Below are 16,294 nucleotides of genomic sequence, written 5' to 3'. Positions count from 1 at the left end.
CGATTGGCAGTACTTTCTTCAGGTTATTATGTCTAAAGAAAGACACGAAAGTTGCCAAGGAGTTTGAAGAGAAAAAGGCGTAATGAGATATGACCGGTCATCAAGAGTCTGAAAGAAATAAATCCGTGGCAGCAGAAATATATAGTCCTCTACCACCAATCAGGCTAGTATTTAACTATGGAATGACTGTAATAGCATTCTTGCTTTCAGCTTTAGCTTTGATTCCTTTGGTATCACTTTTATGGGAAATCATCGGGCGGGGGTTGAAGAGTCTCAAACCATCCATGTTTGTGACACCTGTCATTTACGATGGTTTTGGAAATGCAATTGTCGGGACTCTAATTATGGTGTCAATAGCTGCACTATTTAGTGTTCCTACAGGAATTATGACGGGTATATATCTCTCAGAAATAGGCAAAGGTACCCAAATAGGACGCCTTGTTCGTTTCGTGGCTTCTGTTCTTACAGGAGTTCCTTCTATTGTGGTAGGGATTTTTGCCTTTGGTGTCATTGTATTAACAACGAAGCAATTTAGCGCGATCGCAGGCGGTTTTGCATTGGCAGTACTGATGCTTCCAGTTGTTGTTCTTACTACAGAAGAGGCTTTAAAACTTGTTCCCGTCACCATGCGTCTGGGATCGGCTGCTTTAGGAGGAACTCGCTTCCAAACTATATTTCGTGTCGTTATAACGGCTGCACTACCTGCTATCACTACAGGGGTTTTACTAGCTGTTGCTCGTGCTGCGGGTGAAACAGCTCCTTTAATTTTTACTTCCTTGTTTAGTTTAGATTGGTCAACCGAGCTAAATAGTCCAACAGCCTCACTATCAGTGTTAATTTTTAATCTGTACAACGACCCCACACCAGAAAAAACAGCCATAGTGTGGACGACTTCTCTGGTTTTAGTTGGAATGATTCTAATAATTAGTGTTCTTTCTCGTATCTTTACAAGAAAGAGAAACGCTTAAGTGACCTTTAAAAGTGGTGTGATTTTTTGTGTCGTATCTAAATCCTATGAGTAAATTAACCCCAGCCATCAAAGTCAGGAATCTCAGCTTCTACTACGGCACATCCAAAGCATTGGAAGGTGTCTCAATGGATATCTATGAAAACCACGTCACAGCCATCATTGGTCCAAGTGGTTGTGGTAAATCAACGTTTATTAAATGTCTCAACCGCATTAGCGAGTTAGAAGGTCCTGTAAAGGTGGATGGTTCTGTAGAGTTTTACGGTCAAAACATCTATGCTTCCCGCGTAAACTTAAACCGTCTGCGCCGCCAAATAGGTATGGTGTTTCAAAAACCAAACCTTTTCCCCATGAGTATTTACGATAACGTGGTCTACGGTATTAGAATTGCAGGTTGGCGTCCAAGAGCAGAATTAGATGAAATTGTGGAATCAGCCCTCAGAGGTGCAGCTATTTGGGAAGAAGTAAAAGATAAACTGCACAAATCAGCGTTGGGGCTCTCAGGCGGTCAGCAACAGCGATTGTGTATTGCTCGTGCTTTAGCTGTAAAACCAAAAATCTTGTTGATGGACGAGCCTTGTTCGGCGCTCGATCCCATTGCCACAATGAAAATTGAGGAACTCATTCACAGTTTGCGTGACGAACTCACAATTGCGATCGTAACCCACAATATGCAACAAGCAGCGCGGGTTTCAGATTACACTGCTTTCTTCAGTACTGATGAAAGTCGCATCGGTCAAATGGTGGAATTTGGAGAAACCACTCAAATATTTAGTAATGCCCTTGATACTCGTACCCGTGACTATACCTCCGGGCGTTTTGGTTAAGGTGTTTCCTTTTATATAAATAACGGTACAAGTACTATATATGTAACAGGTCACTTTACATTTTGGCAAAGTGGCGTGTTAACTGTGCTTTAAAGTTTTTAGTCACAAACCTTTGCCGCAGTACGGATAAATTTTTATTAAATTAGTACTTTTGTATTATTAAGTTTGTTTTAGACTATAATAGTTGTGTAAGCTATACCAATTTTCTATAAAGACGCATCTTATTAGTCTGCAAAGGCAGGCTTTGTTTGTGTAGCCCCACCCTTATAGTGAGGTCAAGAATGTGCAACTTCACATAAAATTGGTATTAGACTTAAATATAGCTGAAAAAAAAGCCTTTGTTTTGAGTAGCAGGTTTGGGTATGATAAATTGTCTCATCATAGCTCGCTACTTTATAGTTAGAGCTTATGAAGAAGGTATAGAAGCTGAAATGACTAACATGAAAGTTCAAAAGCTTTTATATTATGCCCAGAGTATACATTTGGCACTTTACGATGAGCCATTGTTTGATGAGGTTATCCAAGCATGGCGATACGGTCCCGTCTGTCCTCCGGCTTATAAATTCTATAGTGAATTTGAAGCTAATCAATTACCCATTCCTGGCAAAGACGTTTTATTACAGATTCCAGATAAAAAGAAAAAACTTTTGGAAGAAGTTTGGGAATATTTTGGAGGCTACCATGCTTATCGCTTAAGTGGTATGACACATTTAGAGTTTCCTTGGAAAAAAGCTCGTAGGGGATTACCTTCCGAAGCCAGTTCTACTGAACCTATTCTTTTAGAAGACATGAAAGCATTGGGTCATCAGAAATTGGATGTCATAGAACGAGAGAATCCTGCGTATGAACAAGTCATATCTAAAGTGTTGGAAGATGCTTGTACGTTGGAAGCTTCGCGTCGTATAAGCAAAGGAGAAGTGCGTGACTGGCTCAACTCACTTCTTGATTGAAGAATCTGAAAACTTCAAACGCTCGTTCAAAAAACTTGCTAAAGTTCTTGGAACTAATTTTATTGAGAGGATCGGAGATGTTTTAGAAGGTTTGATTGAAGACCAATATCCTATCAATTCTCGTCAAGAACCTTTACCTAGTAAGATTCAATTACCCGAAGGATGGACTTTTCATAAGCTAGAGTTAAAGGTTTCTAAAGGTGCTTCTGGTCAAATTAGATTAATGTATTTAATCAATGCTAATAACTGCGTAATTAAACTTGTATGGATTTACAGTCACGAGCAATTTTCCAAACGCCCCGGAGATAAAGATATAAAAAGTGTTATCAGGGAAATTTTAGACTGTTAGCATAGCCAAGGCAAAACTACTATATCGGTACTAACGAAGGTGGTTATGATGAGCGAGCGTCACAATATTAAATTGGATCGGCAGTGAGTGACGGTGCTAATTTTTAGAATTGGCATCATCATTATCTAAGCTATCGCGCATCTAAATTGTACTTTTTTAAGCTTGAAAACCTTGCTATGAGGTTGTTGGCTTTAAAATTTAAGTGCGTCTTAGCTTATCAATCCATCAATGAAAAGGTAAACAACGAACTACTAGGTAACCATAATTCTTGTCTACATTGTAAAACCTTACTGAAGAGAAGCATTTGATTTTTTGACTTTGGAAATCCAACCTTTGTATAAATTCAAGATTTCTGAGTAAGGAGTTGTCGTTTCAAATATCAACTCTGAAATAGGAGGTGTAAAGTATTTCGGGAATATTTTGTGCAAAAATCTAGCAACGCTTTCCCGTAAAGCAAACTCAATAAACAATCCTGTAGTTGAGGGAAAAGCGTTATCACCAAGCTCTACTAAAGCATGGGCGTCTTGTTTTCGACGAACAGTAAATTGTTCGATTGCTAAGGCAAAATTGTCGGAATATTCATTCAAAAGTCCGTCTAACAAAACCACATCTTCTAAAGCAGCATTGCAACCCTGACCGATAGAAGAAGATACAGCATGGGCAGCATCTCCAATTAACAAAGCACTATCCCCTTCGTGATAGCGGTTACAACGGACTGTTAAAATTCTTGATGTTGGTCTAGCAAGAAAAGCTTCAGCCTCCTCTTGTGGCATCAGTTGAGCAACTTCTGGAAAATTATTTTGAAAAAATGCAATCACTTCTTCTGTGCTAGAGAGAGAATCTATCTGATTTTTACTATGAACAAATAAAATGACGCCACTCATCGTTCCGTTTCGTTGATGTAGTAAAACTACGTATGTACCATCTTTTTGTATCCACGAGTGAATTTTGCCTTGTTCTAAGTTAATTTTTGCATTTTTAAGAGGAGGAAGAAAAATAGATTTATAGTTATTGGGAACGTACTTTTGTTCGCAATGAAAATCTTTAGTATGCAGAAAATATTCTCTGACTGCAGAACGGGAGCCATCTGCACCAATTAAAATATCGCAATCAACATCAAAATCTGTTTCTGACTCCAAGTTTTGAAACTTTAGCTTCTTCTCGCTAAAATCCACAAATGTGCATTGGCAATTGAAGTGAGTGTTAAGCTGGCTGTTATCATATTTTTCAGTCAACTTTTCTAACAAAGCGATCGCTAAACTAGTCCGATCTAGAGTCGTGAGAGGTTTTTTTCTAGGTGTTAACCGTTGCGTACCGTTCTTTTGGTGAAAAATCGTTCCAGTCATTTTCACACTAATAGCTTCAATCGCCTCCTCCAAACCCTCAATATTTCTCAAGGCGCTCATTCCTCTTTCGTTGAGGGAAATGGGAAAGGTTCTTGAGGTTGAGAATGGGACTCTTCTAGGATCGCTGCGGCGGTCATAAATATCAATTTTATATCGATCGCCACGGCGTAACAAGTAGTGAGCAAGCAAGAGCCCGCTAGGTCCTGCACCGACAATCGCAACTTTTTTAACCATAATTATTATCAATAGCGACTTTAAACGAGGAGCGCTTTTTCTGGGATGATAACAGTTTTATAGGGGGTAAGGATTAGAGATCGGTAAAAATCTAACTGATGGTAGAATCAGGAAAAGTAAAGTAAAACGTTGTACCCACCCCTAACTCAGATTCAGCCCAAATGCGCCCGTGATGGAAATTGACAATCTTTTTGCAAATAGCTAGACCGATACCTGTACCGGGAAACTCCTGACGAGAATGAAGACGTTTGAAAATTTCAAAAATGCGATCGAGATAAGTTTGTTTAATGCCAATTCCATTGTCTTTTACAGAAAATAGCCATTCCCGATCTTTTAAATGAGCAGAAATATGAACTTGAGGAAACTCTTCCCGATGAAACTTAATAGCGTTACTAATTAAGTTTTGAAAAAGTTGTATCAATTGAATTTTGTCGCCTAGAATTATTGGTAAATGGTCATAGGTAATAATGGCATGCTTCTCAGCAATTGCGACTTGCAAATTCTTCAAAGCCTGGTTTAACACAACGTTGCTATCAGTCAGTACAAATGCTTTACCACGAGTCCCTACACGGGAATAGGCGAGCAAGTCTTGAATTAACTGCTGCATTCGTATTGTTCCATCTACGATGAAATTCACGTACTCAATTGCTGTTTCATCTAGCTGATCTTGATATTCCAAAGCTAGGATCTGAGTGTAACTTGTTATTGCTCGTAATGGTTCTTGTAAATCGTGAGCTGCTACGTAAGCAAATTGCTCGAGTTCTTGATTTGAACGTTTTAACTCAGCGGTTATTTGTTCGAGCTTCCGTTGTGCTTCTTGTCGTTCGTAGTTCTCTGTTTGCAGCAAAGCATTTTTTTCTATAAGTTTCTTTTGCAACAACCGGATCTCCAGTTGATTTTTCACGCGAACTAAAACTTCTTCTACATGAAAAGGTTTTGTAATGTAATCTGCACCCCCAACATCAAACGCTTTTATTTTATTCAAAGTTTCATTAAAAGCACTTAAAAAGATAACTGGGATATCGCGAGTCGCTGCATCAGCTTTGAGATGTTGACAAACTTTGTACCCGTCCATATCTGGCATTATGATATCTAGCAGAATTAAATCCGGTAAGGTTTCTCGTGCTGTTAGTAAAGCCAATTCCCCGTTCTTGGCACACTGGACTTCATACCCCTGCTGAGTTAAGGTGCTAGATAGAATACGTAGGTTGTGCTGTTCGTCATCTACGATTAATATCATAATGATTACTTTTTAACGGTTGTTTTGTTTATGTCATGCTGTATAAGTGCCCTACAAAGAGTACTTAACCTAGGGTTTTACCTGCGCCAGCACAATTTATAATCATTTTTTCTACAGTAACCTCTTCTTTGAGGGATGACATAGGTAATTTCAACAGACTGTAGGTACGAGAATTTGGTTTAAGCGTTAACATAGCAATCTGCAATCCCGAAATCATTTGGAAAAGGCTAATAGCTAATGGTCAAAAAGCAATTAGCTATTAGCAATTAGCCATTAGCAGTCTTCACTCTTATTTGTATATTTCATTTAAGACTGCTATAGCTCGATATTGAGAGATAAAACGCTTGTGATTTTGATGGGTTGGTTAAACTTTAATAAATTTTTACGTATTTTGACGGAGAAAATGCTTCTCCTCCGTGCATACTTATTTAGAAAAAATACTGAATCTTAATCAAAAGATTTATTGTTCTTAACCTAGAGGCGGTTGGATGGAATTGTATAGAAAGCTTAACTCAAACTTCCGTGCAATTTATCAGATTAAATGCACGAAATGTATTCTTTGAGACTTTCTATAGAAAGCACTGGCTCGATCTTCACGATCCAATTTTAATTTTGATAAAGAAATTACAGGGTGCAAAAAAGCCTCAATAGGAATAAAAGATGAAACAGGATGCAGTATCAAGTCTAAAAAATGAAATACTCTATCCTTCAAACTTCATCCTTTATCCTTTAAAAAAGCCATTGTTCTTTGCTATGGATAAGCAGAATATCCAAAGCTCAGGACATTGTGTGTCTCACAAAATAGGAAAAAATTATGGCAGACGTAACACTCAAGGGATTTGCAGTTCTACCAGCAGATACATTTGCCGAAGGTCCTCAATCTGGCACATTTCTTACAAGTACCAATGGACGAACCACTCCATTTCCTGGTCAACCCGTTCAGGGCTTTAGTGGTGTACAGTTTGCCGACCAAAATACTTTCTGGTTTTTAACAGATAATGGTTTTGGTGCAAAAAATAATAGCGCGGATTACCTGTTACGAATTTATCGCCTTGACCCCAGTTTCCAAGGTATAGAAGGGGGCGACGGGAGTGTTAAGGTGTTAAATTATATACAACTATCTGACCCAGATAACCGAGTCCCCTTTAAGATTGTTAATGAAAGCACGAGCGATCGCTTGTTAACAGGTGCAGATTTTGATGTAGAGTCATTTGTCCTAGCAAAAGATGGTACGCTGTGGGTCGGTGATGAGTTTGGACCTTACTTGCTGCATTTTGACAGCACGGGTAAGCTCCTTGAGGCTCCTATTTCCGTCCCTAACCGCAGTGTTGTTCAACTCAATACCCTTAACGGTCAAGCCCCTCTAGTTATCGGACACCGAGGTGCAAGCGGTGAATTGCCAGAACACACTCTCGAAGCTTACAAGCTAGCAATAGAAAGAGGTGCAGACTTCATTGAACCAGATTTGGTTTCTACCAAAGATGGAGTTCTGATTGCTCGTCACGAACCCAATTTGATAGCTACAACCGATGTCTCAACTCGTGCTGAGTTTGCTGAGCGTAAAAAAACTAAAGTCATTGATGGAGTAACTGAAGAAGGTTTCTGGGCTGAAGATTTTACCCTAGCAGAAATCAAAACTTTACGGGCAATTATGCCTCAAAGCTTCCGCCCTCAAGTCTTCAATGGAGTGTTTGAAATTCCTACCTTAGAAGAAGTCATCAATTTGGTTAAAGAGGTAGGAGCACAAACAGGGAAGAAAATTGGTATCTATCCCGAAACCAAACACCCCACTTACCATGACTCCATTGGTTTATCTTTAGAAGAACCCCTGTTAGCCACCCTGGAAAAAACAGGGTTTACCGACCCCAGCCGAATTTTTATCCAATCTTTTGAAACCAGCAACCTCAAAGAACTCAATCAGAAAACAGATATTCCCTTGGTTCAGTTGTTAGATGCTGTTGATGTCAGAGATGATGGTTCGTTGATTGAAACCAAACCTTATGATTTTGTTGTCAGTGGAGATTCCCGGACTTATGCGGATCTGCGGACTCCAGAAGGCTTGAAAGAAATAGCGACTTATGCTGATGGTATTGGTCCGTGGAAGCGGATGATTGTCTCAGTGAAGACAGTCGATCGCGATGGAGATGGCAATCCAGACGATCTCAACAATGATGGTGTCATCAATGATGCTGACAAAGTGACCACTCCACCAACAACACTCGTACAAGATGCCCATGCAGCAGGGTTACAGGTACATCCTTATACCTTCCGTAATGAAGGACGTTATCTAGCATCAGATTACAACGGCAATCCACAACTAGAGTACAGACAGTTTTACCAACTTGGAGTTGATGCTCTCTTCAGTGATTTTCCCGGTACTGCTGACTTAGTTCGCGACCAGATCGTCGGAACTTTTGTACGCTCCCCTGACAACCCTGATGTCTTGAAAAGGGCTGAATTTGATACCTTAACTGGTAGCGCTCCTATTGTTATCGGTCATAGAGGAGCTAGCGGATCTCGCCCGGAGCATACTTTGGAATCGTATAAATTAGCGATCGCATTAGGTGCTGATTTTATCGAACCCGACCTAGTTGCTACCAAAGATGGTGTCCTAATTGCCCGTCACGAAAACGCTCTTGCCATTCTTAACGCAGATGGTACGCTCAACACTTCGGACACCAGCACGGACGTTTACCAACGTCCTGAGTTCGCCGACCGTCTGACCACTAAAGTCATTGACGGTCGTACTATCCGGGGCTGGTTCTCGGAAGACTTTACCCTCGCAGAAATTAAAACTCTCAATGCTATCGAACGCTTACCCGATTTGCGAGGAACTGAATACAACAATGATGGTTTAAAGATTCCTACCCTAGCAGAAGTCATTGACTTAGTGCAGCAGGTGGAAAAAGAAACCGGGCGCAAGATAGGCATTTATCCTGAAACTAAGCACCCCACCTATTTTGCCACGGAAGGCAAACGTATCGATGGAACCCCTATCAATACCAACTTGGGTAAAGAGTTAGTTGATACTTTAGTTGCTAAGAGCTTTACCGATCCAACGCGGATCTTTATCCAATCCTTTGAAGTGGGAAATTTACAAGAACTGAATGATGTACTGTTGCCCAAAGCAGGGATTGACGTGCCACTGGTTCAGTTATATGGTAATGCAACAGAAAAGCCTTATGACTTTACAGTCAGTGGCGACTCTCGTACCTATGGCGACTTAGCAACCCCAACAGGATTAGATTTTGTCAATGACTACGCATCTGGTATCGGTCCCAACAAACGTTTAATTGTCCCAGCGCAAACAGTCGATCGCAACGGTGACGGTCAGCCAGATGACCTTAATGGTGATGGGACTATTAACGATGCGGATAGAGTTTTGGGTAATCCCACAACTTTAGTTCAAGATGCCCATACTGCCGGTTTGTTGGTCCATCCTTACACCTTCCGCAATGAAAGTGTCTTCTTAGCATCAGATTACAACGGCGATCCCGTACAGGAGTACAAGCAGTTCATCGAGTTGGGTGTTGATGGTTTCTTCACAGACTTCCCCGGAACAGGCGATACGGTACGCGACTTGTATGTAGGAGAACCCGTAGTTTCTAATCTTGGTGGTTCTAGAGGATTTGAGGGCTTAGCAATTAACCCCAGTAAAACGACTCTGTACCCATTACTTGAAGGAACTGTGGTGGGCGATCCGGTAGGTTCGTTGAGAATCTACCAATACGATCTGGTATCGAATAAGTTTGATGGTATTGCTGGTTACTATCAACTGGAAAACCCAAGCAACGCCATTGGTGATTTTACCGTTATTAACGATAGTGAGTATCTTGTCATTGAGCGTGATAACGGTCAAGGTGCTACCGCACAATTTAAAAAGATTTTCAAAGTTGACCTTTCTCAGAAAGATGCCAATGGCTTTGTTGCTAAAGAGGAAGTTGCCAACCTGCTGAACGTTCAAGATCCAAAGGACTTGAATGGCGATGGCAGTCAATTGTTTACCTTCCCCTTTGTGACTATCGAGGATGTGTTGGTGCTCGATCGCAACACGATCTTAGTTGCCAATGATAACAACTACCCCGGTGGTGGTGGGCGATCGTCTGCTCCGGACAACAATGAAATTCTCGTGCTTGAGTTAGGAACAACACTCAATCTCGACCCACGCGTGGGACTTGCTGGGTTGCAGTATGGTTTAGCTAACGATAACATAGCGATCGGCAATACTGATGGCTTGAGCGCTTAACGAAACCCGAAATTTCTACTCAGCCATAAGATTCCCGATTTCTTGGAGAAGTCGGGAATCTCACCTGTTTGGTATGCCAACTACGAGAAATACAATTAAAATACTTTAGAAGAGCTAAGTTTCTTGTTAAACCATTATTAAGTATTTATTTATACTTTTAATTTACGTAAAATTAATAAACAAGGTGCTTGCCGATCTACAGAGTGTTTGATATCTTTTAACTTTAACTATTTTATGACTCCCATTTTACAAATAGGTTCGCAAACAATTACAAAAACTAACATTGTTCCTCTACTAAAGCAGTACGGAATACTACCGCAGTTGGTACAAGAAATGGTTGTAGAATCGGCAATTTCTAATATTACCCTATCACCAGAAGAAACAGCTCAGATTTACAAGCAGTTTTATCAACAGCAACAGTTGAATTCCGATACAGAGCTTGAAGCTTGGTTGCAAGCCCGTGGAATAGACCGCAAACAACTCGATTATCAAGTGACCCGTAACGTCAAACTTGAAACCTTCAAAAAAACGACTTGGGGAGATAAATTGCAATCTTACTTTGTCCAACGCAAAGCAAAGTTAGATAGAGTTGTGTATTCGCTGATACGGGTAAAAGACATTTGTATTGCCCAAGAATTGTACTTCCGAATTCAAGAAGGAGAACAATCGTTTAGCGAACTCGCTCGCGAATATTCAGATGGTCCGGAAGCACAAACAGGCGGTATACTCGGTCCTGTAGAGTTAGGAGTTCCCCATCCAGCCTTAGCAAAAATGCTGTCATCCGTTCAGCCCGGTCAACTTTTACCACCCACGCCTTTAGGTGATTGGATCGTCATACTGCGGCTTGAAAAGTTTTTACCAGCACAATTAGATGAAGCAACAAAGCAACGTCTGCTGAACGAATTATATGAGAATTGGCTGCAAACTCAGTTAAAAGAGTGCATGCAAAATCTTAAAGAGGATTTTCCAGAAATTCAAGACGAACACAAGGAAGTTAAGAGTGCTTGATAGTGCTTCCCGTGTGGTTAATGCAGATGCAAATAATTGAAGCTAGGGCAAAGGTATTATGCTTGTGAAATTAGTCCTTGCTCTCCTAAAGATTATTTAAATGAACCGCAAAGACGCAAAGGACACGAAGAAAGAGGAGAACAAGAGCGATAATTTGAGAGCACCGAAGGGAATAAAACATGAGATTACAATAGAATTATAATTTCAGCAATGTTAATGCTCCCTGAATAGAAGGCAAATATATTGGGAGGTGCTAACTTATGACCCACGCCCTACCTAAATTAATAACCTACGAAGAATTTATTGGCTGGTACCCAAACGATGGAAAGCGCTACGAGTTACGCCATGGAGTCATTATAGAGATACCACCTCCAACTGGAGACCATGAAAAAGTTGTTGGATTTTTAGCCGAGAAAATCACTATAGAGTATGTCAGATTAGGGTTACCGTATCGTATTCCTAAAACAGCTTTTGTTAAAACACCTTCTGCCAAATCTACTTATTTACCAGCTTTAGCTAAATCTTGAGAATCTCAGCAATGAGGTTCTTTTTCAAAAACAGTCAACAGTCACTCAATCGGCATCTGTCCCCTTAGTAGTCGAAGTCGTTAGTACTAATTAGCGGGATGATTATTACCTTAAGTTTGCCGAGCGCTTTGCAATCCTTCCCAACAGAGCACAAACCACAGCTAATGTCGCAATTACAGTTAAATACAAGAATTGGTTCTGAGAGTGAATTGGAGATCTCCCCACCTAGCGTAACTGGTTAAATTCTTCCTCTGTAATACCCAATTGCTTAAGAATCTGATGAAACAACCAACTACCAATTTCAGCGTTAGCATGAACGGGAATAGTGGTTGCTCGTCCATCTGAATGTTGCCAACGACTGTGACTCCCTTTTTGTCTCACCTTTTCAAACCCTAGTTTCCGAGCAACTCGTTGTAATTCGCTGGCTTTAGCTGGCATTGGCAATTACTAGATCGACATCATTAGGGAGAGAACGTCCTTGTTCTTCGTATTCTTGCTTAATCATTTCAAAAACACAAACCAGTTCAGTACGAGCTTCATCTGGGGTTTGTCCCCATGCATGACAGCCAGGAATTGCTGGAAGATAAGCGACAAAAGTACCATTATCATCAGGACGTATAACAATAGTATAGTTCAGTAAAAAATTCATAAAGATAACTCGAACTCTGAGCAATATTTTGAGTTAAGAAGCTAAATTTAAGTTGCATCAAAAATGCAGGTAATCTTTAGCTAAGAATAGCATATTTTTATATAAGTTAGACTGAAAAAAATCCTTTGATCCTTAAGTTTTCTTTCTCCATGTGCTCCTGCTTTACCTAGCTTTCGTCTAAAATAAGCAGCAAATCGACGCCCAAGATTTTGTTGACTTGCTTGAGCGCAATATAGCCTTTCCCAAGCACATGAGGTACACCTAGATTTTTTGAACCCTTATCAATAATACAAGCAAATTTCAAATCGTACCTCAGCAGAGTGGGAAGCGCTATATACTATTGCCTGTATTAAGGCATCAATTTTCAAGTAACTCATTATTTCTTGTCCTGTTTTATTTATTTTGTTCCTTCGGATAGTGGACTTATACCACTACAACACTGTAGATTCTAGTTCAAGAGAAAGGCGAATGCCTCCAACACCCCAAGCAAACGCGAAAATCTGATAGAACAGAGATCGCTCGAACCAAATTGAATCTCTTGTTGTATCACTTGGAGTTAGGTCTAATACCTGAGGGGTGACAAAGGAGCTTGAAAGGCTGATAAGATAAAGCGTGTAGCAATTTGTGGTAAAAAAAGACACTTCCCTTCTTACTATAAATGATTAAACTTTTTTTGTGTCTTTATAGTGGGCATTGCCCACCTAGCCCTGCTGAGGTGAATAAAAACTTCAACAAATCAATCGCTTTCTCACCTCTTACCTCTGCGTCCTCTGGGTCTCGGCGGTTAGATAAATTACTTTTAAACCGCACCAGGCGCAGAGAGCACAGAGAGAGAAGATGAGGAATTGCCGCTTGGATCGCAATTTTTTAAGTCACCTTGATAGGGTTAGTATTGCCCACTATAGATAAACTACTTTTTAGACGCTGCAGGCATACCCAAAATGTCTTCTATTTTGGGCATTTGTTCTAACGGAATGACCCGCCCTTCATCCTCAAAACCAGCAATTTGATCGAAATTCAAATACCGATACAAATTATCAGCAAAAGGATGAATCTTGTTTGCCACAATATCTAAATATTCCTGCACGGTTGGAATCCTTCCCAACAGCGCACAAACTGCAGCTAATTCCGCTGAACCGAGATAAACTCGTGCATCTTTACCCATGCGGTTATTGAAGTTGCGGGTAGAAGTAGAAAACACCGTTACGCCATCAGCAACTCGCGCCTGGTTACCCATACACAAACTGCAACCTGGCATTTCTGTCCGCGCACCCGCAGCACCAAAAATACCATAAACACCTTCTTCTTTTAGTTGCTGTTCGTCCATGCGAGTTGGTGGAGAAACCCACAAGCGCGTTTTCACTGCACCCGCACCATCCAACACCTTTGCCATGGCACGATAATGACCGATATTTGTCATACAAGAACCAAGGAATACTTCTTGTACTGGGTCATTAGCAACTTCCGATAATAATTTCACGTTATCGGGGTCGTTAGGCGCAGCTACAATGGGTTCTTTGATTTCGTTCAAATCAATTTCGATAATTTCTGCATATTCTGCATCCGCATCTGCTTCTAAGAGTACCGGGTTTGCCAACCACTCTTCCATCTTGGCAACGCGCCGCATGAGAGTACGGGCATCTTGATAACCCCGTGCTACCATGTTCTTCAACAGAGCTATGTTGGAACGCAGATATTCTGAAATTGTCTCAACGCTCAATTTGATTGTACAACCAGCACAAGAACGTTCGGCAGTTGCATCAGTCAGTTCAAACGCTTGCTCAACTTTCAAATCTGGCAAGCCTTCCATTTCCAGAATTCGCCCAGCAAAGACATTTTTCTTGTTCTGCTTCTCTACTGTAAGCAAACCTTTCTGAATTGCTACATAGGGAATGGCATTCACTATATCCCTGAGAGTAATACCGGGTTGCAACTCTCCTTTAAACCTTACCAACACGGATTCTGGCATATCTAATGGCATCACACCCAATGCTGCAGCAAACGCCACCAGTCCAGAACCACCGGGGAAGGAAATACCTAGAGGGAAACGAGTGTGGGAGTCTCCACCTGTTCCTACGGTATCTGGTAACAACATCCGGTTTAACCAAGAGTGAATGATACCATCGCCGGGACGTAAAGCAACACCCCCACGAGAGGCGAAGAAGTCGGGTAGTTCCTTTTGAGTTTTGATATCAACTGGTTTGGGATAAGCTGCTGTATGACAGAAAGTCTGAAGCGTCAAGTCAGCAGAGAAACCGAGACAAGCAAGTTCTTTTAATTCATCGCGGGTCATCGGTCCTGTTGTATCCTGAGAACCAACGGTTGTCACAAGCGGTTCGCAGGATGTACCGGGACGAACTCCTGGTAAACCGCAAGCTTTACCTACCATTTTTTGTGCCAAGGTATAACCTTTGCCCGTGTCGGCGGGTTGCTTGGGACGGATAAAGATGGTGCTGGGTTCTAAACCAAGCGCAAGTCTGGTTTTATCCGTGAGGGTACGTCCGATCAGTAAGGGTATGCGTCCGCCAGCACGGACTTCATCAAGTATTGTGTCGGGTTTGAGGGTGAAGGTGGAAATTACTTCGCCATCTGCGTTGGTAATTTCTCCTCTATGCGGGTAGATAGTAATGACCATCCCGGTTTCCATCTTTGTGACATCGCACTGGATGGGTAAAGCACCAGCATCTTCTGCAGTATTAAAGAATATGGGCGCGATGGTACCGCCTAAAATATACCCTCCCGATCGCTTGTTGGGTACATAAGGAATATCATGCCCGATGTGCCACAGTACGGAGTTAATTGCCGACTTGCGGGAGGAACCAGTCCCTACCACATCCCCAACGTAAGCTATGGGAAAACCTTTTTTCTTTAACTCAGCGATAGTTTGCAGCGAACCTGGCAATCTACTTTCCAACATTGCCAAGGCGTGTAGGGGAATATCGGGACGTGTGGTAGCCTGAGTTGCGGGGGATAAGTCATCGGTATTTGTCTCGCCCGGTACTTTGAAGACAGTGACATTGATGAATTCTGGTAATGTTGGACGAGATGTAAACCATTCAGCTTCTGCCCAAGAATCAATGACCTGTTTGGCGAAAGGATTAGTTTTAGATAATTCTAGAATATCGTGGAAGGAATCATACACCAAAAGGGTTTTGCTTAATGCCTCTGCTGCATAGGCGGCTATCGGTTCCTTTCCTTGCCCTTTCATCACTAGGGGTGTTTCCGAAGAATCCGATAGGGATGTGGTGGGAGTTTGCAAAAGTTCAATTAACGATTGGACGTTGTAACCACCTACCATCGTACCCAACCATTGCACTGCAGCAATAGGTGAAATCAAGGGGCTAGTTACTTCCTTTTTTGCGATGGCAGTGAGAAATCCTGCTTTGACATACGCTGCAGGATCGACCCCAGGAGAAACGCGATCGCGCAACAAATGCAGTAATGTCTCTTCTTCACCCGCAGGAGGATTTTTCAGTAATTCACATAATTCTGATGTTTGTTTTGCATCTAACGGTAAGGGGGGGATTCCAAGGGCGGCTCTTTCTGTAACGTGTCTGCGGTATGATTCTAACATTCTGCTCTCCAGATATTCAACTACACGGGTTAGGGGTTAGGAGTCTGGGGTCAGGTGGAATTCTCTAGTCCCTAACCCCATTACCCTAACCCCTCTTAAAAGGACTTATAATTATCACGCTCCGATGTGCGTTTCTTAGTCAAGCTCTTTTAAGATAACTCTTTTGTTTGCTTTTCTTAATTGGGTTTCTGCCTATTCATAGGATAAAATATTTGACTGAAGAAGTATGAAGTATAAAGCATGAATGTTCGCAGAAAAACTTATTGTGATATGCCAAGCTACGGTTAGCAGAAAAATCAAGTTTTTTCAAGATTCATGTTTCCTACTTTTATCAATGTCATAGAGGTGATAAGTTTATACTTCATACTTCATACTTC

The 16,294-nt window shown here is 41.3% G+C and carries 11 protein-coding genes and 1 pseudogene; 7 read left to right on the top strand and 5 right to left on the bottom strand.

Going from position 1 to position 16,294, the window contains the following annotated elements:
• Positions 1-89 precede the first annotated feature (89 nt).
• From pstA to HC643_RS06300, 4 genes are all read left to right on the top strand, one after another.
• Positions 90-968, top strand: coding sequence for a phosphate ABC transporter permease PstA (gene pstA / locus HC643_RS06315; protein ID WP_038084776.1), 879 nt, complete (start codon positions 90-92; stop codon positions 966-968).
• Between the two features lie 46 nt (positions 969-1,014).
• Positions 1,015-1,794: a phosphate ABC transporter ATP-binding protein PstB gene (gene pstB / locus HC643_RS06310; protein WP_050046365.1), complete on the top strand. Its 780-nt coding sequence runs from the start codon at positions 1,015-1,017 to the stop codon at positions 1,792-1,794.
• Positions 1,795-2,156: 362 nt separating this feature from the next.
• Positions 2,157-2,744, top strand: a complete 588-nt coding sequence (locus HC643_RS06305) for a Panacea domain-containing protein (RefSeq protein WP_038084778.1) — start codon at positions 2,157-2,159, stop codon at positions 2,742-2,744.
• Complete coding sequence (locus HC643_RS06300; protein WP_038084780.1) at positions 2,716-3,093, top strand: hypothetical protein; 378 nt, start codon at positions 2,716-2,718, stop codon at positions 3,091-3,093. The genes HC643_RS06305 and HC643_RS06300 overlap by 29 nt, the downstream gene beginning before the upstream one ends.
• Before the next feature lie 287 nt (positions 3,094-3,380).
• Here the strand turns inward: HC643_RS06300 and HC643_RS06295 are convergent, their stop codons facing one another.
• Both HC643_RS06295 and HC643_RS06290 read right to left on the bottom strand, forming a co-directional pair.
• A complete protein-coding gene (locus HC643_RS06295; protein ID WP_038084782.1) occupies positions 3,381-4,673 on the bottom strand; it encodes an FAD-dependent oxidoreductase in 1,293 nt (430 codons plus the stop codon).
• A 91-nt stretch (positions 4,674-4,764) separates the two neighbouring features.
• Positions 4,765-5,913 (bottom strand): sensor histidine kinase, encoded by a 1,149-nt coding sequence (locus HC643_RS06290; RefSeq protein ID WP_038084784.1) that lies wholly within the window; start codon positions 5,911-5,913, stop codon positions 4,765-4,767.
• 814 nt (positions 5,914-6,727) lie between these two features.
• Here HC643_RS06290 and HC643_RS06285 point away from each other — a divergent pair.
• The 3 genes and pseudogenes from HC643_RS06285 to HC643_RS06275 all read left to right on the top strand — a co-directional run.
• The gene (locus HC643_RS06285; RefSeq protein WP_038084786.1) at positions 6,728-10,159 is read left to right on the top strand and encodes a glycerophosphodiester phosphodiesterase family protein; all 3,432 of its coding nucleotides are present in this window, start codon (positions 6,728-6,730) and stop codon (positions 10,157-10,159) included.
• 234 nt (positions 10,160-10,393) lie between these two features.
• Positions 10,394-11,167: a peptidylprolyl isomerase gene (locus tag HC643_RS06280; protein ID WP_038084788.1), complete on the top strand. Its 774-nt coding sequence runs from the start codon at positions 10,394-10,396 to the stop codon at positions 11,165-11,167.
• 260 nt (positions 11,168-11,427) lie between these two features.
• Positions 11,428-11,785, top strand: a pseudogene (locus tag HC643_RS06275) (Uma2 family endonuclease); the annotation flags it as partial.
• Positions 11,786-11,919: 134 nt separating this feature from the next.
• Here the strand turns inward: HC643_RS06275 and HC643_RS06270 are convergent.
• The 3 genes from HC643_RS06270 to acnB all read right to left on the bottom strand — a co-directional run bounded on the left by HC643_RS06270 (position 11,920) and on the right by acnB (position 15,917).
• Positions 11,920-12,132 carry a type II toxin-antitoxin system HicA family toxin gene (locus HC643_RS06270; protein ID WP_038084790.1) on the bottom strand — a complete coding sequence of 71 codons (213 nt, stop codon included), beginning with the start codon at positions 12,130-12,132 and terminating at the stop codon, positions 11,920-11,922.
• Positions 12,122-12,343, bottom strand: coding sequence for a type II toxin-antitoxin system HicB family antitoxin (locus HC643_RS06265; protein ID WP_038084793.1), 222 nt, complete (start codon positions 12,341-12,343; stop codon positions 12,122-12,124). The genes HC643_RS06270 and HC643_RS06265 overlap by 11 nt, the downstream gene beginning before the upstream one ends.
• 910 nt (positions 12,344-13,253) lie before the next feature.
• The gene (gene acnB / locus HC643_RS06260; RefSeq protein WP_038084795.1) at positions 13,254-15,917 is read right to left on the bottom strand and encodes a bifunctional aconitate hydratase 2/2-methylisocitrate dehydratase; all 2,664 of its coding nucleotides are present in this window, start codon (positions 15,915-15,917) and stop codon (positions 13,254-13,256) included.
• Positions 15,918-16,294 lie beyond the last annotated feature (377 nt).

Source organism: Tolypothrix bouteillei VB521301, assembly GCF_000760695.4.
GTDB classification, from domain to species: domain Bacteria; phylum Cyanobacteriota; class Cyanobacteriia; order Cyanobacteriales; family Nostocaceae; genus Scytonema; species Scytonema bouteillei_A.
This window is presented reverse-complemented; position numbering and strand designations above follow the sequence as displayed.